Origin of the sequence: Thioclava sp. DLFJ4-1 (genome assembly GCF_002020145.1) — a bacterium.
GTDB lineage: Bacteria > Pseudomonadota > Alphaproteobacteria > Rhodobacterales > Rhodobacteraceae > Thioclava > Thioclava sediminum.
This window is the reverse complement of record NZ_MPZT01000001.1, coordinates 141189-159522: the sequence shown is the minus strand read 5'-3', so window position 1 is coordinate 159522 and position 18334 is coordinate 141189. Positions and strand designations below refer to the sequence as shown.

Genomic DNA, 18334 nt, shown 5'->3' with positions numbered 1-18334 from the left:
AGTCTCCTCCTCGGATGCGGTGGGCGGCCCTCCTCCGGGCAGCACCTTCAATTCGATAAGGAGAGATTTGCATGGTGCACGCGGCTTGGGCCAGACGGGTGCGCGGTATCCTGTAATACCTCAAAGGTTCAGTTTTGGCGAATTTCATACCCCAGGCGTTCGGAAATCGTCCGCGCGGCGCCCAGGGCGATATTGCGGAAGGCGCGCGGCTGGACCTCGTGGCGCGAGCGGGGGACCGAGATGACCAGCACCGCGACGGGCTGGGCGATGTGGTCGCGGATCAGCGCCGAGACGCAGATCACATCCGCCTCGTCCTTCGGCGCGCCCGCGTTGAACCCGTCGCGTGCGAGCGCGTCCAGCTCCGCGCGCAGGCGTGCGCGATCCTCCAGCCGCGAGCCGGGCCGCGTGTGCCGGTCGAGATATTCATCAAGCTGGGCCGGGGAGAACTGTGCCAGATGCAGCATCCCCGGCGGGCTGTCATGCAGCGCAATCCACGACCCCAGCGCCTCGCGAGAGACCCGCAGCGCCTGCGTGCCCTCCAGTGCGTCGAGCACCAGAAGCCGCCCGTGATCGTGCAAGGTCAGGTGCAGCGTCTCGCCATAGTCGCGCCAGAGCGCTGCGAGCACGGGGCGTGCGGCCTCCGTCAGCGCGGAACTATCCTCCAACGCGCGGTTCAGCGTCGCGACCAGCGGACCCAGCCGATAGCGCCCGCGCTCGACCTTTCGCAGCAATCCGATTCGGGCCAGACCGTTCACGAGGTCATGCGTGCCGCTCACGGAATTGCCGATCGCACGTGAAAGGTCCGTGACCGAATGCTCCGGCTGAGCGGCGGTGAACTGGCGCAAAAGCTCCCCGACCTTGCGTAATGTCTTCATCTGGACCCTCCCGCGGTGATTTCGGGTCCCAGAATTCCGGTATTGCCGGAAAAAGTCGCGGTATTTGTCGATACCTTTCGGTATCAGCCCGGCTCCGGCACCGTGAAGGGGACAGGTCGGACATGTCTTTCGTTCATCCGACCTGATGGAGGAGGAACCATGAAAGACCAAGTGAAAGACGCCCAGAGCGGCGTCACGACCCCCTATACCGGTGACGAATATCTCGAGAGCCTGCAGGACGCCCGCGAAGTCTATGTCCATGGCGAGCGCGTCAAGGATGTCACCAAGCACCCGGCATTTCGCAACTCGTCGCGCATGGTGGCGCGCTGGTATGACAAGCTGCATGCCGAGAAGGACACGATCGGGCGTCCCACCGATACCGGCTCGGGCGGCTGGACGCACCCGTTCTTCAAGGGCGCGAAGACGAAGGAAGACCTGATCGCGGGCCGTGACGCCATCGCCGAGACGCAGCGCGTCGCCAATGGCTGGATGGGGCGCGCCCCGGATTACAAGGCGGCCTTCCTTGGCACGCTGGGCGCGAATTCCGGCTATTATGGAGAATACGAGCAGAACGCGAAAAACTGGTATGCCAAGTCGCAGGAGCGTCTCGACTACTGGAATCACGCGATCATCAATCCGCCGATCGACCGTCACCTGCCGGCTGAGGAGACCGGCGACGTGTTCATGCAGGTCGAGAAGGAGACCGATGCGGGCATCGTGGTGTCTGGCGCGAAAGTGGTCGCAACCGGCTCGGCGCTGACACATTACAACTTCATCGGCTATTACGGCGTGCCGATCAAAGACAAGAAGTTCGCGCTGACCTTCACCGCGCCGATGGACAGCCCCGGCGTGAAGCTGATCTCCCGCGCGTCCTACGAGCTCAACGCCGCCGTCATGGGCACGCCCTTCGACTATCCGCTCTCCTCGCGCCTCGATGAGAACGACGCGATCCTCGTCTTCGACAAGGTGCTCGTGCCGTGGGAGAACCTGTTCCTCTATGGCGACATCGAGAAGGTGAACGGCTTCTTCCCGGCGTCCGGCTTCGCGCCGCGCTTCACGCTGCATGGCTGCACCCGTCTGGCGGTGAAGCTCGACTTCATCGCGGGTCTGTTCTCGAAGGCGCTGGATGCGACCGGGGCAGGCGGCTTCCGCGGCCCGCAAACTGCGGTGGGCGAGGTGATCGGCTGGCGCAACCTGTTCTGGGGCCTCTCGGACGCGATGGTCATGAACCCCGATGACTGGGTCGGCACCGATGGCTATCTCGCGCCGAAATCGTCCTCGGCGATGGCCTACCGTGTCTTCGCGCCGATGGCCTATTCCCGGATCAAGGAGCTGATCGAGCGCCACGTCGCCTCGGGTCTGATCTACCTGCCGTCCTCGACGCTCGATTTCCAATCGGAAGACGTGCGCCCCTATCTCGACCGCTTCGTGCGCGGCTCGAACGGGATGGTCGCGGTCGACCGGGTGAAGCTGCTGAAGCTTCTTTGGGACGCGATCGGCTCGGAATTCGGCGGCCGTCACGAGCTGTATGAAAGCAACTATGCGGGCAATTACGAAGCGATCCGCATGGAGACCATGTTCACCGCTCAGGCCACGGGCGAGCTGGATATGATGCGCGGCCTCGTCGACAATTTCATGAGCGAATACGACCTCGACGGCTGGGTGTCGAAGGACCTCGTGAACCCTTGGGACGTGAACCGCCTCAAGGGCGGGTTCCAGGCCTGAGACTGAAGGGGCTGCGCGGGATCCTCGCGCGGCCCACGACCCCGGGGAAGGAGGAGCCCCATGAGTTTGGATTTCACAGGGATGAAGACGCAGGTGCTGCGCGACGACCAGATCGCGCTGCCTGCGAGCGTCCTGACCATCGGCGCGTTCGACGGCGTCCATCGCGGCCATCAGGCGCTAATCTCGCGCGCCGTGACCGAGGCGCGGGCGGCAGGCGTGGCGTCGGTCGTCTGGACCTTCGATCCGCCGCCGAAAGTGTTCTTCGGGCGCGCCAAGCAACTGTCGCCGGTGTCGGAGAAACTCGCGCGGATCGCGCGGCTCGGGCCGGATTACATCGTGCTGGCGTCGTTTTGCAAAAGCTACGCGGCGCGCAGCCCGCAGACCTTTCTGGACGATCTGGCGCGGATCAACCCGGCCCGCATCCATGTCGGCGCGGATTTCCGCTTCGGCGCGAAACAGGCGGGCTGCGTGACGACACTGGCCGAGCGCTTCGACGTGACGCTGGCGCCCGCAGTGCTGTGCGAAGGCGGCGAGGTCATCTCGTCCACGCGCATCCGGGGCCTGCGCGCCGAGGGCCGGTCGCGCGAAGCCGTGGCCCTTCAGGGCTCGACCGATGCCGCTGCGCTGATGTCGGGCGCGCTTCTGACACAGGATATGAGATTTGGGGAGGAATTCGATGTCCGGAATTGATCCGCGCGATCTGCGCGACGCTTGCGGCAGTTTCGCAACCGGCGTGACGGTGATTTCGACGCGCACCGAGGATGGCGATCACGGGATGACGGCCAATGCCTTCATGTCGGTCTCGCTCGACCCGCCGCTGATCACCATTTCGCTCGATCACAATTGCAAGCTGCGCGAGAAGGTGCGGGCTTCCGGGCGCTACGCGGTCTCGGTGCTCAATCACGAGATGGAAGGGCTGGCGATGCATTTCGCGGGCCGCCACGATCCGGCGCATAACGACCCCTTCATCGAGCGCGCCGGGATGCCCGTCGTGCCCGGCGCGGCCTGCGTCTTCGTGACCGAGGTCGCGCAGGAGGTGGAGGCGGGCGATCACACGCTCTTCATCGGCAAGGTCGTCGAGATCGAGCGCGATCTGGAGGCCCGGCCGCTTCTGTTCTGTGGTGGCAAGTTCGGCGCGCTCGCGAGCTAGGCCAACGCTATTGCGCGAAGATGTCCCGCCAGCGTTCGAGGAATCGCGCGGTTTTCATCGTGTCGGTGGCAACCAATAGCGGCGGACCAAGCGCGATCAGGCGTTGCAGCGCCAGCGTCTCGTCGCTGTCGCTGCCGCCACCGTCGCGCGTGATCGGGTCGATCAGCTTGGTCTTCGTCAGCGCCCGCTTGCCTGCGGGCGAGAGCAGGAAATCCAGCAGTTTCGCGGCGGTCGGATTGGGCTCGCGCCCCGGCAGATAGGCTGCGCGCGACAGAACCAGCGTGTAATCGGCGGGCGCGATGATCCCCAGATCGGGATTGTCGCGTGCCGCCTGCGCCGCGTAGGAGCCGAGGATATTATAGGCGATCAGGTAGCGCCCGCCCGCGACCCCGTCGATAATCTCGGCCGAACAGCAGGTGGCGACCGCGCCGGAGCGCGCGAAGGCCTCGGTCAGCGCGCCGAAGGTGCTGGCCTCCTGACTGTCGAGGAAAGCGAACAGGAACCCCAGCCCGGAATCCGCGATGTCATAGGTCGCGACCTTGCCGGTGTAGGGCGATTGCGCGGGCCGCAGCAGGTCCACCAGATCGAAGCGCGTGCGCGGCACGTCCTCGGGCGGGACCAGCGCGCGGTTGTAGATCATCACCGCAGGCTCGCGCGAGATGCCCCAGACCTGATCGCGCCAGCGCAGGTCCTTCGGCAGCGCCGTCGTCTCGGGCGAGACCCATGTGGCGGCGCAATTGTCGTTCACCAGCTTCACCACATGCTGCACGCCCGAACTGATGACCAGATCAGCGCCGGGTTTGCCGGACGCGCAATCGGCCTCGGAAATATCGTAGAGGTCGTTCGAGCCCCATTGCTCGAACCGGATCGCGAGGCCGGGCTGGGTGTCGAGAAACGCCTCGATCGCGGGGGCGAGGATATTGACGTCGGTCGTGGTGCGCAGGGTGATCTTGCGTGCGGGCTGATCGGGGCCGAAGGTGCGGATGGCCTCGGGCTCAGCGGCCGCGACGGTGGAACTCAGGCATAGCCAGAGCGTCAGGGACGGGAGCGTGCGGATCATGTTGTCTCCTCGGCCTGGGGCAGGGTGATCGCGATGGTGAAGCCTGCCGCGTCGCTCTCCATCTCGAGCGTGCCGCCATAGGTTTCCGCCACCGATTGCGCGATGGCGAGGCCCAGCCCGCTCGACGCACCGCGCCGCCTTGTGTCCGAATGTCCCGGCGCGAAACGCTCGCCCAGCCGCGCGCGCAGCTCGGGCGTGGGGCCGGGGCCTGCATCGCGCACCCAAAGGCGTGCACGCCCGTCGCGCATGTCCGCGCCGATGGTGACCGGGGCCTCGCCATGCGACAGCGCATTGCCCAGCAGGTTCTTCGCCGCCTCCGACAGCGAAAGCTCATCGGCCAGCACGGGCACCTCCGCCTCGGCGATCTCCAGCCGGATTTCGCTCCCCGGTGCAAGGGCCGCGTGATCGCCTTCCTCGAAGATATCCAAGGCGATGTTGCGCAGATCGACCCGCTCGCGCCGCGCACTGTCGGCGCGGTGGATCACAAGCGCGCGCGACAGCATCTGGTCGAGCAGGCGGCTCAACCGAACCGTGCCGGAATGCATTTTCGCGACGATCTGCGCACGCTGCGCCGGGTCGTCTTCCTCGGCGGCGAGGTCGGATTGCGCGCGCAGGGCCGCAACGGGGGTGCGCAGCTGATGCGCGGTGTCCGAGATCAGGCTTTTCATCGTGGCGAATTGCCGGTCCAGCCGCCCCATGAACCCGTTCGTCGCCTGCACCAGCACATCGACCTCGCGCGGCACGGCGGCGCGGATCGGGGTCAGGTCCTGCGGATCGCGTTCCGAGATGCGATGGGCCAGCCGCTCCAGCGGGCGCAGCGCGCTATGCACGATGATGATCGCGAAGGCGAGCATGGCGATGCCGCCGACCGCCAGCCCGCCAAGCGCGTTGCGGGTGATGCTGAGTGCAAGCTGGGTACGCGCCCGCAGGGTCTGACCGACGATCACCTCCACCGTGCCGGAGAACTGGCGTTCCGCGAAACGGCGTGTGACCCGGATGTAGCGCGCGGGCTCTCCCTTGAAGCGCGCGTCGTACAGTTCGGAATCCTGTGCGGTCGTGCCGGGGCGGGGCAGGTCTTCATAGCCCGTGAGCACCGCGCCTTTCGGGCCGCTCACCTGATAGGCGATGCGGTCATCGGGGGCGAGCGCCAAGAGCTCGAAGGCCGAGACCGGCAGATCGACGACCGGCGCGCCGTCGCGGATCGAGATCGAGGCGGCGATGTCATTGGCTGCGCCCACCAGCAGCCGGTCGAACGCGTCGCGCGCCGCCGCGCGCCCATAGGCGAAGGCGGCCAGTGCGAGGATCAGCCCGCCGACGATCATCAGACCCGACAGCCCGGTGACAAGCCGCGCGGTCAGCGAGCGCGTGGCGGAGATGCCGATCTCGCGGGAGCGCGCGCCCTCAGACATCGCCATCGCGCGCCGCCAGACGGTAGCCGCGTCCGCGCAGGGTCTCGATCTCGACCCCGCTGCCCGCGATCTTCTTGCGCAGCCGCGCGATATAAAGCTCGATCGCATTGTCGCCCGGCACCGCGTCGTCGAAAGCGTAGAGCCCCTCGTGCAGCCGGTCCTTCGACATCACTTGCCCCGCATTGCGCATCAGCAGGCCCAGCAGCGCGAATTCGCGGCCCGTCAGTTTCAGCGGCTGATCCCCGACCGAGGCGCTGCCCGCCGTCGCGTTATAGCGCAGATGGCCGAGTTCGAGATCGGCGGAGCGATCCGCCGTCTGCCTGCGCCCGATCGCATGAAGTCTTGCCTCCAACTCACGGTGATCAAAGGGTTTTACGAGATAGTCATCCGCCCCGAGCTGGAAGGCGGAGATCTTGTCATCGACCGAGAATTGCGCGGTCAGCATCAGCACCGGCATCGTGGCGGCCTGCGCGCGCATCTCGCGCAAGAGGTCGGTGCCGGTGCCATCGGGCAGGTTGATGTCGAGGATCACCGCGTCATAGGCCTGCACCGCCAGAAAGTCGCGCGCCTCGCCCACGGTGGCGGCGAGATCGCAAGCCATGCCCGAGCGCGCAAGCCTGCGCTGCGTGGCCTCGGCCAGCTCCTCGGCATCTTCGACAAGCAAGAGCCGCATCCGTCCTCCCTATTCCGGCTCTGAGCCTGTGACAGGTTCGTGACAGGTTCAAGCGGTAAAACCCGGTCCATAGCCCGCTGCGGGAGGCAACGGGCGGACAGTGGAGGATATATCATGGCTTTTAAACTCATGCGCGCGGCGATTGCTGTCGCGGCACTCACCGTTGCGACCGGCGCCTCGGCGCAGGAATGCATCGCGCCCGCGAACCCCGGCGGCGGCTGGGACTTCACCTGCCGTCAGGTCGGCAAATCCATGCAGGATCTGGGTCTCATCGACTCGACCATGCAGGTCGTGAACCTCGCCGGTGGCGGCGGTGGCGTGGCCTTCGCCGAAGTGGTGAACAAGCGCAATGACGACGACAACCTGATCGTCGCGGCTTCCTCGGCCACCGCGACCCGTCTGGCGCAAGGCGCCTATCCGGGCAACTCGATGGATCAGGTCCGGTGGATCGGCTCGATCGGCGCGGATTACGGCGTGATCGCCGTGGCCGCCGACAGCGACATCCAGACGCTTCCCGAACTGCTCGACGAGATCAAGGCCGATCCGGCCAGCGTCTCGGTCGCGGGCGGCTCGGCCGTGGGTGGCTGGGATCACCTCAAGGTGCTGATCGCCGCCGACGCCTATGGCATCGACGATGTGCGCAAGGTCAAATACATCGCCTTCGACGGCGGCGGCGAAGCGGTGACCCAGCTTCTGGCGGGCTCCGTTCAGGCCTTCACCGGCGATCTGTCGGAAGCCAAGGGCTTCGTCGATTCCGGCGATATCCGCGTGATCGCGGTGCTGGCGCCCGAGCGTCTGGACGGCGAATTCTCGGAATTCCCGACCGCGAAAGAGCAGGGCGTGGATGCGATCGGCGCGAACTGGCGTGGTTTCTACGCGCCGGGCGGCATGTCCGACGAGGCTTACCAGATGTGGGTCGACAAGGTCGGCCAGCTCTACGCCTCCGACGAGTGGAAGCAGGTGATGGCGGCCAACGGTCTGGCCCCGCTCGACCTGCAGGGCGCTGAATTCGAGAGCTTCGTGCAGAACTCGGTCCAGCAGATTCAGGACATCTCGCGCCAGATCGGCATCATCAAGTAAGCGAGACAACCCATGCGCGCGGCGGGCTTTCGAGCGCCGCCGCGCCTTCATACCAAGGGAGGGGATCATGAGTGATCGCATCTTCGGCGCCGTCGGCCTGTGCCTTGCGCTGTTCTACGGCTGGGCGACGCTGCAAATCCAAGAAAGTTTCCTGTCGGATGCGGTGGGGCCGAAAACCTTCCCGCTGGTGATCGCGGTGATCCTCGGGCTGGCTTCGCTCGTGATCTTGCTGCGCCCCGATCCCGACCCGGTCTGGCCGAGCCTCGCCCGGCTTGCCGAAATCCTCGCCGCCGTTGTGGTGATGATCCTCTATGCCGAGTTTCTGCCCGTCGTGGGCTTCCTGATCGCGACCGCTTTTGCCAGCGCCTACCTGACATGGCGGCTGGGCACGGGACCGCTGCAATCCGTCGTCGTGGGTGTCGCTACCTCGATCGGTATCTACGTAATTTTCAAGCTGGTTCTGGGCCTCTCGCTCGCCAGCGGCCCCTTCGGCTTCTGAGGTGAAATGATGGACACCTTAATGTCACTCGCAGACGGTTTTCATACCGCTCTGACCTTCGAGAACCTCGCGCTCGCGCTCTTGGGCACGTTCCTCGGCACCATGATGGGCGCGCTGCCCGGCCTCGGGCCGTCCAACGGCGTCGCGATCCTGATCCCGCTGGCCTTCACGCTGGGGCTGGGGGCCACGCCTTCGCTGATCCTTCTGACCTCGGTCTATTACGGGGCGATGTATGGCGGGCGGATCAGTTCGATCCTGCTGAACATTCCGGGCGACGAACCCGCGATGATGACCTGTCTCGACGGCTATCCGATGGCCAAGAAGGGGCTTGCGGGCGAGGCGCTGTCGCTCTCGGGCATCGCAAGCTTCGTGGGCGCTTTCATCGCCACCTGGGGCCTGATCCTGCTGGCGCCGCAGCTGGTGAAATTCGCGCTGCTTTTCGGACCGGCGGAATATTTCGCGCTCTTCGCGCTGGCCTTCGCGACGCTGGGCGGGGTCTCCTCGACCAATCAGGCGAAATCGGCTTTCGCCGCGATGCTGGGCCTCGGCCTGTCGGTGATCGGGGTGGACACGCAGACCGGCGTGCCGCGTCTGACCTTCGGCGAGGTGCACCTCTATGACGGGCTCGATTTCCTCGTCGCCATCGTCGGCCTCTTCGCGCTGTCGGAAGTGTTCATCTTCCTCGAGCACCGCCACGGTTCGGCCTCGGCTGCGGGCCACAAGGTCTCGGTCGGGCGTATCACGCCGCCGTGGAAGATGGTGAAAGAGACGACGCCGACAATGCTGCGCTCGTCGCTCCTGGGCTTCGTCGCGGGCGTGCTGCCGGGGGCAGGGGCGTCGCTGGGCTCCTTCATCTCCTATTCGATGGAGAAGAAGCTGGTGGACCGCAAGAACACCTTCGGCACGGGCGATCCGCGCGGTGTGGCCGCTCCTGAGGCAGGCAACAACGCGGCAGCCGGTGGCGCGCTTGTGCCGATGCTGGCGCTCGGCGTGCCGGGCTCGGGCACCACGGCGGTGCTGCTGGCGGTGCTTCTGTCGCTCAACATCACGCCCGGCCCCTTGCTGTTCCAGAACAACCCCGACGTGGTCTGGGGCCTGATCGCGGCGCTGTTTATCGCCAACTTCATGCTGCTCGCGATGAACATTCCGATGGTGGGTATCTTCACCCGCGTGCTGATGATCCCGCCGCGCATCCTGATGCCGATCGTCGCGATGGTGTCCTTCGTGGGGATCTACGGGATTTCCGGCTCCAGCTTCGATCTGCTGGTGATGATCGGCTTCGGTGTGATGGGCTGGCTGCTGCGCAAGCTCGACGTGCCGCTGGTGCCGATCATCCTCGGCACGCTTCTGGGCAACACGATGGAGAACAACCTGCGCCGGGCCGTCACGATCTCGAACGGCGATTACTGGACGCTGGTCGGCAGCCCGCTGGCGATCGGTCTGTGGACCGTGGCGATCGTGGGCTTCATCCTGCCGCTGTTCCTGAGCCGCTTCGTGAAAGCGCGGATGCACGAGCGTGGCGATGACGAGGGTGCGATCTCGGACTGAGACCGCACCCCCTAGCGCAGGCATCACACCTCCCCCGAGGTGCCTGCGCCGGTTCGAAGGAAGGGGCGGCGGTGGTCAACCCGCCGCCCCTTTCTCACCTCCGAGCCTTATTGCGTGGTCCAGCCCCCATCGACCGGGATCGAGGTGCCGGTGACGTTATGCGCGATCGGCGCACAGAGCCACAGCGCGAGCGCCCCGATTTCGGACGGGTCCGAGAGGCGCCGGGTAGGCTGTTTCTCCGCCAGAAGATCCGCGATCCCCGCCGCCCGGTCGCCACCATGCGCCGCCGCGCGTTCCGCGATCTGGGGCCCGAGAATGTCGGTTTCGGTCCAGCCCGGACAGATGCAGTTCACCGTCACGCCACCCGCTTCGCGCGTGCCCGCCTGCGCATATTCCAGCGCCGCCACCCGGCTCATGCCGACGAGACCGAATTTTGAGGCGACATAGGGCGCCTTGTTGGCCGAGGCCACGAGCCCGTGGACCGAGGCGATGTTCACGACGCGGCCATAACCGCGCTCGGCCATGCCCGGCATCGCGCGGCGCATCGTGTGGAACGCGCCCGACAGGTTCACTGCGAGAATGGCGTTCCAGATTTCGGGGGTGGCCTCGGCAAGGCTCGCCGTGCGCTGGATGCCTGCGTTGTTCACGAGGATATCCGCGCCGCCCCAATCCGCGACCGCATCCATCATCGCGTCGATCTGCGCGGGATCAGCCATATCGGCGTCGAAGAAGCGCACCTCGGGCGCGCCCGAGGCCTCCAGCACCGCTTTCGCCTCGGCGACCTGCGCCTCATCGGCGAGACCGTGGAGCGCGATGCGCGCACCCGCCTCGGCCAGCGATTTCGCGATTGCCAGCCCGATGCCCTGCACCGAACCCGTTACCAGAGCCGTCTTTCCATCCAGTCGCGACATTAGTCCTCCTCCGTCACTTTCTTGCGCAGCTCGGTCTTGAGGACCTTGCCGTAATTGTTCTTGGGAAGCTGCGCGATCACGCGATACGCCTTGGGGCGCTTGAACCGCGCGATCTGCTCGCAGCAATGCTGATCGAGGGCGGCAGGGTCGATCTCGGACCCCGGCGCAGGCGTGACGAAGGCCACGACGCTCTCGCCCCATTCCGGATCGGGCTTTCCGACCACCGCGACCTCGTGGACGGAGGGGTGCAGCAGCAGCGCTTCCTCGACCTCGCGGGGGTAGATATTCGTGCCGCCCGAGATGATGACGTCCTTCGAGCGGTCTCGCAGCGTGACGAAGCCGTCCGCATCCATCGTGCCCAGATCGCCGGTCCAAAGCCAACCGTCGCGTAGCGCCTTCGCGCTCGCCTCGGGGTTCTGCCAATAGCCCGCCATGACCGCGGCCCCGCGCACGAGGATCTCGCCGGTTTCGCCCGCGGGCAGGGGGCGGCCTTCGGCATCGGCGATGCGTACCGAAACCGGGCTATGTGCTTGACCGACCGAAGCCAGCCGCGCGCGCCAGCGCGGATGGGTACGGTCGGCGACCAGCTCGCGCGACAGGGCGGTGATCGTCATCGGGCTCTCGCCCTGGCCGTAGATCTGAACGAAGCGCGGCCCCATCACCTCGACCGCGTCGATGATATCGGCGACATACATCGGCCCGCCGCCATAGACGATCGTCTTGATGCCCTCGCCGGTCTGGCCCGTCGCGCGGGCGCGGTCCACCAGACGGCGGATCATCGTGGGGGCTGCGAACATCGAGACATGTTGCAGCTTCGGCGCAAGCTCGAGGATCTCGTCAGCCTCGAACCCGCCCGAGCGCGGCACCACATGGCGCGCGCCGCGCATCACATGGACGAAGTTGTAAAGCCCCGCGCCATGCGACATCGGTGCGGCGTAGAGGATCGCATCCTGCGGTTCGACGCTGTCGACATCCGAGAAATAGCCCAGACACATCGCCTGCACGTTGGCCGAAGTGATGCACACGCCCTTGGGCCGCCCGGTCGTGCCGGAAGTGTAGAACAGCCAGACCGTCTCGCTTTCCGCGATCTCGACCGGGGCGGGCATCGGGTCATAGCGCAGAAGATCGGCATAGGCCGGGCCTTTGAGGTCCACCGTCTCGACGCCCAGATCAGTCCCCGGATCGCCGGTGAAGGCGAGCTTCGCCTCGGAGGCCTCAATGATCCATGCGGCCTCGCGCGGGTGCAGCTTGCCGTTGATCGGCACCGCCACCGCGCCTGCGAACCATATGCCATAGATCGCCTCGAGATATTCGGGGCAGTTCTTGGCAAACAGCGCCACGCGGTCGCCCGGAGCGATCCCACACGCCACCAGCCCAGCCCCGATGCGGGCGGCACGGTCGGCGAATTCCGCATAGGTGGCGCGCAGCTCCTCGCCCTGCAGCAGCGCGGGGGCGTCGGGGGTGCGGACCGCACTGCGGATCAGCCACTCCGCCGGGTTCATGCCGCGCGCTCCGCTTCGAGGATCGAGCAGTAATTCGCGACGCCCGAGCCGCCCATGTTGAAGACGCAGCCCAGCTCCGCGCCGGGCAGTTGCATCTCGCCCGCCTGACCGGTGAGCTGCATCGCAGCCAGCACATGCATCGACACGCCGGTCGCGCCTACGGGATGGCCCTTCGCCTTCAGCCCGCCCGAGAGGTTCACCGGCAGCTTACCGTCGCGCAGTACCAACCCGTCGTCGATGGCCCGCGCACCGGAGCCTTGCGGCACCAGCCCCATCGCCTCGTAGACGAGCAATTCCGCGATGGTGAAACAGTCATGGACCTCCGCGAAGGAGAGATCGTCGACCCGCACGCCCGCCGAAGCATAGGCGCGGCGAAAGGCCTCTGCCGGGCCCTCGAAAGCCAGCAGATCGCGGCGCGACATCGGCAGGTAGTCATTGACTTGCTCGGCGGCGCGGAGACCGATGGAATTGGCGAAATTGCCCGCGCGGTCGTCGGCGACCATGACCAGCGCGGCCGCCCCGTCGGAAATCAGCGAGCAATCGGTCATCCGCAGGGGCGGGGCGATCATTGGGTTCTTGTCGCTCACCGTGTTGCAGAACTCGAACCCCACATCCTTGCGCATCTGCGCGAGCGGATTGGCGAGCGCGTTGTGGTGGTTCTTCGCCGCGATCCGGGCGAGTGCGGCGGAACGGTCGCCATGCGCTTGATAATAGGCCTGCGCGAAACGCGCGAAAATCTGCGGGAAGGAGACACCCGCTTCCTCCATCTGGTAGGACGCCCCGGCCAGCGCCTCGGTGACGCCTGCGGTGTCCTTCGCGGTCATCTTCTCCGCCCCGATCACCAGCGCGGCCTTCACCCGGCCCGAACGGATCGCATCGCGCGCGGCATAGATCGCAGCCGAGCCCGACGCGCAGGCATTCTCCACACGGGTCGCAGGCGTGAAGCGCAGCCTGTCGTCGATCCCCAGCGCCAGCGAGCTTGCGAACCCATCCGGCACCAGCCCGGAGTTGAAATGCCCCAGCCAGATGCCGTCGATCTCTGCCGGGTCGATCCCTGCGTGCTCCAGCGCGCCGCCGCCCGCTTCGAGAACCAGATCCTCGAGCGTGCGCCCCTCCAGCTTGCCGAATTTCGTATGGCCCCAGCCGACGATCTTCGCGTCCATGCGGGTCTCCTCCCAATGATCCTCCGTTGCGGGGGAGACTAGCGCAGGGGCGGCACGACCTCTATTCGTAGAACTACGCTATCGGGAGAAGAGGATGGAGCAGGACCTGCTGGACAGCGATGAGATGGCGCGGCTGGCGTTCGAGCATGCGCCGGTCGGGCTGGCGGTCACCCGCGACCGGGTGATCGAGCGGTGCAACGCGCGGTTTTGCGAGAGTTTCGGCTATCGCGAAGACGAGCTGCCGCAGCGCTCGCTCGCGGTGCTCTACCCGTCGCAGGAGGAATTCCTTCGCATCGGCGAGATCGGGTTGCGGCGGATGCGCGAGACCGGGCGCTACGCCGATGAGCGGATCATGCAGCGCCGCGACGGGTCGCTGTTTTGGTGCCGGGTGCGGGGGCAGTCGCTGACGCCCCACGATCCCTTCGCCCGCGCGGTGTGGAGCTTTGCCGATCTGTCGGAATTACGGCCCGTCGTCGATCTGACCGCGCGCGAGCGGCAGGTGGCGGCCCTTCTGGCCGAGGGGCAGACCAACAAGGAGATCGCGCGGGTGCTGGAGCTGTCGCCGCGCACCGCAGAGGCCCATCGCGCGCGACTGCAGGCGAAACTCGGCGCGCGCAACACCGCCGAACTGGTGGCGCGGCTGACGGGGCTGCCGCTCTAGACGCGTCGCCCCAAGGAAAAAGGGGCGCCGATGCGCCCCTTTCTGTCTCGATCCCAAGTCAGGCCCAGATCACGAATGCGGTTCAGGTGTCGCCTCAGGTGTCGACCGAGGCGGTCGTTCGCTACGCTGCGGGGTGAGCTTGCTCTGGATGATCGCGAGCGCGCTCGACAGCGAGGCGGCTTCCTGAGAGCTCGTCGCTTCTTCGGGGAAGACGTATTTGCCGTTCGCGATGCTCTTGGCATCCTCCGCCAGCCGCTCGACCGGGCGCAGCAGCAGCTTGAGGAACACCAGCGTTACGCCCAGCAGGCACAGCGCCGCGGCTGCGACCGTCGCCAGCGTCACCTGCGTCAAAACCGGCAGATCGTTCGAGATGTTGTCGCGGCGTAGAACCGCGAAGACGCGCCAGCCGAAGTTGGGCAGTTTGTTCCAGACGAAATCCGGCGCAAAGGCATAGGTTCCGCCGTCCTTGCCGTCGACAAGGTGGAAGACGCCGGAAGACTTGCTGCGCAGGCTCGCGCTTGACGTCAGGCTTTTGGGCAGGGGCGTGCTCTCGTGACGGGTGTCGATGACCGTATCGCCGTTGATGTCCTGCACGACCACGTCGATGCCAAGCTCCTTGCTCGCCTCGAACAGGAAGCTGCGCACCCATGCGATCCGCACGCGGTAGACGAGCACGCCGATCTTCTGGCCGTCCGGGCCCTTCACGGGGGTCGAGAGGCTCAGGAAATACTCCATCTTGCCGGTCAGCGCATTGGTGGCCGTCTCGGTGATGGAATCGACCGACGGCACGCGGATGCCATCGCGGAACCACCGCTTGGAGCTGACATTCTTGCCGACATCATAGCCGTTCGAGCCGGAGATGATGGTGCCATCGGGCGCGGCGAAGCCTGCCCAGGCGACCTGACCCCCGGTGCGGGCGACGGCGTCCATGAACTTGTTGATGTCGTCTTTCGACGCGGTGCCGATGCTTCGCGCAACGGCATGCATACTGTCCCATTCGCGCATCAGCGCGGTGTTGAAGCTGAGCGCGATCGCGTCGGAGCCTCTCAGAACCAGCTTGTGTTCAATGGTTGTCTGAAATTCATGGGCCTGATCCGACACGACCTTGGCGACGAAGACGGCGGTCGCTGCCACGACGAGCACCATCGCCAGAGCGGTGCGTAGGAAAATGCCTCCGAGATTGTGATGTCGACGAATGGTCATCTTCGCTTCAATCCTACGTTAATTGTAGAAGGGGTCCGATTTAAATCATGGTTACTGAGTAAATACGGCGAGAAAGTGGTGCGGGCCCATTTCAAGGTAAATTTTTTCGCGGACCGGAAGGATGGCTTGCAAAGCGCAAAGCGATGTCAAACACTCGAAGGAACAAGCTCCCGGGGCACGGGGCTGCGAGGGCTCTATCGACGGGTCTTTCCGCAAAAACCAAATAGCAGATCGAGGGGCCGCAAAGGTCTCGGGCACAGGCTTACAGGACACGTAATATGCAAAAGATTCAAGATGTAAGCGTCGCGATCGCGACCTGTCTGGCACTGTCACTGGGGGCGGGCTCGCAAGCCCGCGCGGATGGCACGTTTGTGCAGTTCGACGCGGCGCAGAATACCTCCGACACGGTCTTTTCAATGTCGCGCGGGAAAGTGAGCTTCAGCGCGAATTTCTCTGATTACGAAGGCGGATGGTCGACCGGCGCGGCCGTCACGCGGGACTTCGCGCTCGAGGGAATCGGCACGCTGAAGCTCGGCCCCAGCATCGGTCGCACCTTGGCGGACGATAACTGGCGACTCGGTGCGCGCGTGGGGCTGGAGCGGTATACGCCGACCGGCTTCGGGCATGTCTTCATGCTGGCGCAATACAACACGATCGATCAGGACTGGTTTGCGCTGTTTCAGGCCGGGAACCGCTCCGGGCTGGGGCTAGAGCTCTCCGCGGGCGGAAGCGACACCTATTCCGAGCGTACCATCGCGGTGACCCAGAAAATCGACGACGGTCCGGTCTCGATCCGGGCGGGTTGGCGCGCGTTGGCCAAGGAAGCCTTCGTCGGCATCTCCATCAATACCTATTAATCGCGCGCCCCGCGGGCTCACTCGTCCGAGGAATATTTCGGCAAGAAGCGGCGGTAGATGTCGTGCAGAAGCGCGCTCGCGCTCACATGGCTGACGCCCGGCTCGTCCCCTTCGGCATAGAAGCGCACGAACAGCTCCTCGCGCTGTTCCTCGGTCGGCAGAAGCTGTAGCCGCGCGCCGTCGCGGGTCTTCGCGATGACGTAGCATTCGATCGGGTCGGTGATCTGGTCGATCGTCAGCATCCCGCGGGTCTGTTCCGGCAGGGTCAGGCCGCGCAGGCGCACCGTGTCCATCGTGAACGAGGTCATCCAGACCCAGTATTCCGTGCCGTCGGAGACGAAGGAAATCCGCTCGGGCTTGTCGGCCACATGGATTTCGCGCCGGGGCAGCTCGACGCAGGCACGGCAGGTCGCGGCCAGCAGGAACAGGTTATAGACCGTCCAGAACAGGATCACCCATTTGCCGTCGCCCGCGTCGTAATAGGCGAAGCGGTCCCAGACGATCCCGATCAGAAGACCGCCCAGCGTCAGGAAGAACAGGATCAGGAACGGCATCATGATCCGCCATTGCACGACGACTTTCGACCGATCCCCGCCTTTCGCCGTCACCGAAAACGGGTGGCCATGGGGCCGCAGCAAGCCGGTGAAGGCGGCGCGGGCGATCGGGATCGCACCGATCAACTGGCTTACGTCGTTCAGCAGAGGCACGACCATGCCGCGGCTGAGCATGTTCAGTATCATCAGGCTCCACAGGTAATAGACCCCGAAATAGCTCAGCACATCCGCGAGGCCCGCATTCACCACCGTGATGTTGAAATACCAGTAGAGCAGCGGGTAGCAGATCGCCGCGATCCGGAAGGGGAAGGTCGTGGTCCAGTAGAAGATCGAGTCGATGACGCTCCAGCGGTCGCGCAGGCGTAGATTGCTTTTCGAGAACGGGCCGAGCGAGGACCGCGCGATCTGCAGCAGGCCGAGGCACCAGCGGGCGCGCTGGGTGATGTATTCCTTGAGGCCTTCGGGGGCGAGCCCTTCGGTCAGCGGCTCGGCCAGATAGACGGTGCGCCAGCCTGCATTCTGCAACGCCAGCGTCAGCATGAAATCCTCGGTCACGCTCTCGGTGTTGAAGCCGCCGATCTCGCGCAGCGCGCTCCAGCGGCAGACCGAGGAGGTGCCGCAGCAAAAAGCGATCCCCCAGCCGTCGCGCGCGGGCTGCATTTGGTCGAAGAAGAAGCGCTGTTCGTCCGGGTAGGAACTGTCGAGCCGGAAATTGTGCTGGATCGGGTCGGAGTTGAAGAAATGCTGCGGCGTCTGCACGAGGCCCACCTCCGGGTCGTGGAACAGCGCCAGCGTGCGGGAAATGAAGCCGCGATGGGGCACGAAATCCGCATCGAGGATTGCCACGAAATCTGGCTGCACCTCTTCCTCGGCCAGTCGGTCCAGCGCGTGGTTGATGTTGCCGGCCTTCTGCCCCTCGTTATCGGGCCGACGCATGTAGCGCACGCCCTTGGTCTCGCAGAAATCGCGCAGCCAGTCGCGGCGGCTGTCGTCGCAGACCATGATCATCTTGTTGCGATGGCGCAAGAATTTCGCGCCCACGATGGTACGTTCGAGAACGTCGCGATCTTCGTTATAGGTGGCGATCAGGATTGCGACGAGCGGTTCTTTCTCCTTCGGGAGATTGGCGTATTGATCCGCTTCCTCGCTGCGCAGCTTGATCCGCGACAGGACCAGAAAGGCGCTGAGCGAGCCGATCAGGGTGAAGACTTCGAGCGCGTAGAGAGACCAGCTTGCCAGTACATCCAGCGTCAGGCCCGGCGGGGCGAGGGTCTCGGTTCCGCGCCACCAGATATAGCGCAGCGCGAGCACCGCGCTGATCCCCAGCAAGACCGCCCGGTGCCAATTGCGCCGCGGTTTGACGAAGCTCGGCAGAATGGCTGTGATACCCACCACGAGGATGAGCTGCATCGCCGCCGAGCCAAGCTCTCCCAGTTGCGGATAGAAGAACATGCCGCCCCGCCC

The 18334-nt window shown here is 65.4% G+C and carries 17 protein-coding genes; 8 read left to right on the top strand and 9 right to left on the bottom strand.

The window, feature by feature from the left end:
• Positions 1 to 128: 128 nt before the first annotated feature.
• A complete protein-coding gene (locus tag BMI85_RS20985) occupies positions 129 to 875 on the bottom strand; it encodes an IclR family transcriptional regulator C-terminal domain-containing protein (RefSeq protein ID WP_168174714.1) in 747 nt (248 codons plus the stop codon).
• A gap of 159 nt (positions 876 to 1034) precedes the next feature.
• Between BMI85_RS20985 and BMI85_RS00750 the strand changes: the two genes are divergently transcribed.
• The 3 genes from BMI85_RS00750 to BMI85_RS00740 are packed head-to-tail and all read left to right on the top strand — an operon-like array spanning position 1035 to position 3750.
• The gene (locus tag BMI85_RS00750) at positions 1035 to 2600 is read left to right on the top strand and encodes a 4-hydroxyphenylacetate 3-hydroxylase N-terminal domain-containing protein (protein ID WP_078519236.1); all 1566 of its coding nucleotides are present in this window, start codon (positions 1035 to 1037) and stop codon (positions 2598 to 2600) included.
• A 60-nt stretch (positions 2601 to 2660) separates the two neighbouring features.
• Complete coding sequence (locus BMI85_RS00745) at positions 2661 to 3290, top strand: FAD synthetase family protein (RefSeq protein WP_078599177.1); 630 nt, start codon at positions 2661 to 2663, stop codon at positions 3288 to 3290.
• The gene (locus BMI85_RS00740) at positions 3277 to 3750 is read left to right on the top strand and encodes a flavin reductase family protein (RefSeq protein ID WP_078519234.1); all 474 of its coding nucleotides are present in this window, start codon (positions 3277 to 3279) and stop codon (positions 3748 to 3750) included. Before BMI85_RS00745 ends, BMI85_RS00740 begins: the two co-directional genes overlap by 14 nt.
• Positions 3751 to 3757: 7 nt before the next feature.
• On the opposite strand, the gene BMI85_RS00735 is transcribed toward BMI85_RS00740, so the two are convergent.
• The 3 genes from BMI85_RS00735 to BMI85_RS00725 are packed head-to-tail and all read right to left on the bottom strand — an operon-like array spanning position 3758 to position 6892.
• Positions 3758 to 4810 (bottom strand): ABC transporter substrate-binding protein, encoded by a 1053-nt coding sequence (locus BMI85_RS00735; protein WP_078599176.1) that lies wholly within the window; start codon positions 4808 to 4810, stop codon positions 3758 to 3760.
• Positions 4807 to 6225, bottom strand: a complete 1419-nt coding sequence (locus BMI85_RS00730) for a sensor histidine kinase (protein WP_143594949.1) — start codon at positions 6223 to 6225, stop codon at positions 4807 to 4809. The genes BMI85_RS00735 and BMI85_RS00730 overlap by 4 nt, the downstream gene beginning before the upstream one ends.
• The gene (locus tag BMI85_RS00725) at positions 6212 to 6892 is read right to left on the bottom strand and encodes a response regulator transcription factor (protein ID WP_078599175.1); all 681 of its coding nucleotides are present in this window, start codon (positions 6890 to 6892) and stop codon (positions 6212 to 6214) included. The genes BMI85_RS00730 and BMI85_RS00725 overlap by 14 nt, the downstream gene beginning before the upstream one ends.
• A 114-nt stretch (positions 6893 to 7006) precedes the next feature.
• Between BMI85_RS00725 and BMI85_RS00720 the strand changes: the two genes are divergently transcribed.
• From BMI85_RS00720 to BMI85_RS00710, 3 genes are all read left to right on the top strand, one after another.
• The gene (locus BMI85_RS00720) at positions 7007 to 7972 is read left to right on the top strand and encodes a tripartite tricarboxylate transporter substrate-binding protein (protein WP_078599174.1); all 966 of its coding nucleotides are present in this window, start codon (positions 7007 to 7009) and stop codon (positions 7970 to 7972) included.
• A 67-nt stretch (positions 7973 to 8039) separates the two neighbouring features.
• A complete protein-coding gene (locus BMI85_RS00715) occupies positions 8040 to 8471 on the top strand; it encodes a tripartite tricarboxylate transporter TctB family protein (protein WP_078599173.1) in 432 nt (143 codons plus the stop codon).
• A gap of 9 nt (positions 8472 to 8480) precedes the next feature.
• Positions 8481 to 10019 carry a tripartite tricarboxylate transporter permease gene (locus tag BMI85_RS00710; RefSeq protein WP_078599832.1) on the top strand — a complete coding sequence of 513 codons (1539 nt, stop codon included), beginning with the start codon at positions 8481 to 8483 and terminating at the stop codon, positions 10017 to 10019.
• A 107-nt stretch (positions 10020 to 10126) separates the two neighbouring features.
• Here BMI85_RS00710 and BMI85_RS00705 read toward each other — a convergent pair whose 3' ends face one another.
• From BMI85_RS00705 to BMI85_RS00695, 3 genes are read right to left on the bottom strand one after another with little or no spacing between them, the layout of a single operon-like run.
• Entirely contained in the window at positions 10127 to 10930 is an 804-nt protein-coding gene (locus BMI85_RS00705) for a 3-hydroxybutyrate dehydrogenase (protein ID WP_078599172.1), read from the bottom strand.
• On the bottom strand, positions 10930 to 12432 hold the full coding sequence (locus tag BMI85_RS00700; protein WP_078599171.1) for an AMP-binding protein: 1503 nt from the start codon (positions 12430 to 12432) through the stop codon (positions 10930 to 10932). Before BMI85_RS00700 ends, BMI85_RS00705 begins: the two co-directional genes overlap by 1 nt.
• Positions 12429 to 13595 (bottom strand): acetyl-CoA acetyltransferase, encoded by a 1167-nt coding sequence (locus BMI85_RS00695; protein WP_078599170.1) that lies wholly within the window; start codon positions 13593 to 13595, stop codon positions 12429 to 12431. Before BMI85_RS00695 ends, BMI85_RS00700 begins: the two co-directional genes overlap by 4 nt.
• A gap of 94 nt (positions 13596 to 13689) precedes the next feature.
• Here BMI85_RS00695 and BMI85_RS00690 point away from each other — a divergent pair, with 94 nt between their 5' ends.
• Positions 13690 to 14256, top strand: coding sequence for a LuxR C-terminal-related transcriptional regulator (locus tag BMI85_RS00690; RefSeq protein WP_246832461.1), 567 nt, complete (start codon positions 13690 to 13692; stop codon positions 14254 to 14256).
• Positions 14257 to 14325: 69 nt separating this feature from the next.
• Here BMI85_RS00690 and BMI85_RS00685 read toward each other — a convergent pair whose 3' ends face one another.
• On the bottom strand, positions 14326 to 15459 hold the full coding sequence (locus BMI85_RS00685; RefSeq protein ID WP_143594948.1) for a cache domain-containing protein: 1134 nt from the start codon (positions 15457 to 15459) through the stop codon (positions 14326 to 14328).
• A 278-nt stretch (positions 15460 to 15737) separates the two neighbouring features.
• Here BMI85_RS00685 and BMI85_RS00680 point away from each other — a divergent pair, with 278 nt between their 5' ends.
• Complete coding sequence (locus tag BMI85_RS00680; RefSeq protein WP_078599168.1) at positions 15738 to 16316, top strand: hypothetical protein; 579 nt, start codon at positions 15738 to 15740, stop codon at positions 16314 to 16316.
• Between the two features lie 17 nt (positions 16317 to 16333).
• Here the strand turns inward: BMI85_RS00680 and BMI85_RS00675 are convergent, their stop codons facing one another.
• Positions 16334 to 18322, bottom strand: a complete 1989-nt coding sequence (locus BMI85_RS00675; protein ID WP_078599167.1) for a cellulose synthase catalytic subunit — start codon at positions 18320 to 18322, stop codon at positions 16334 to 16336.
• Positions 18323 to 18334 lie beyond the last annotated feature (12 nt).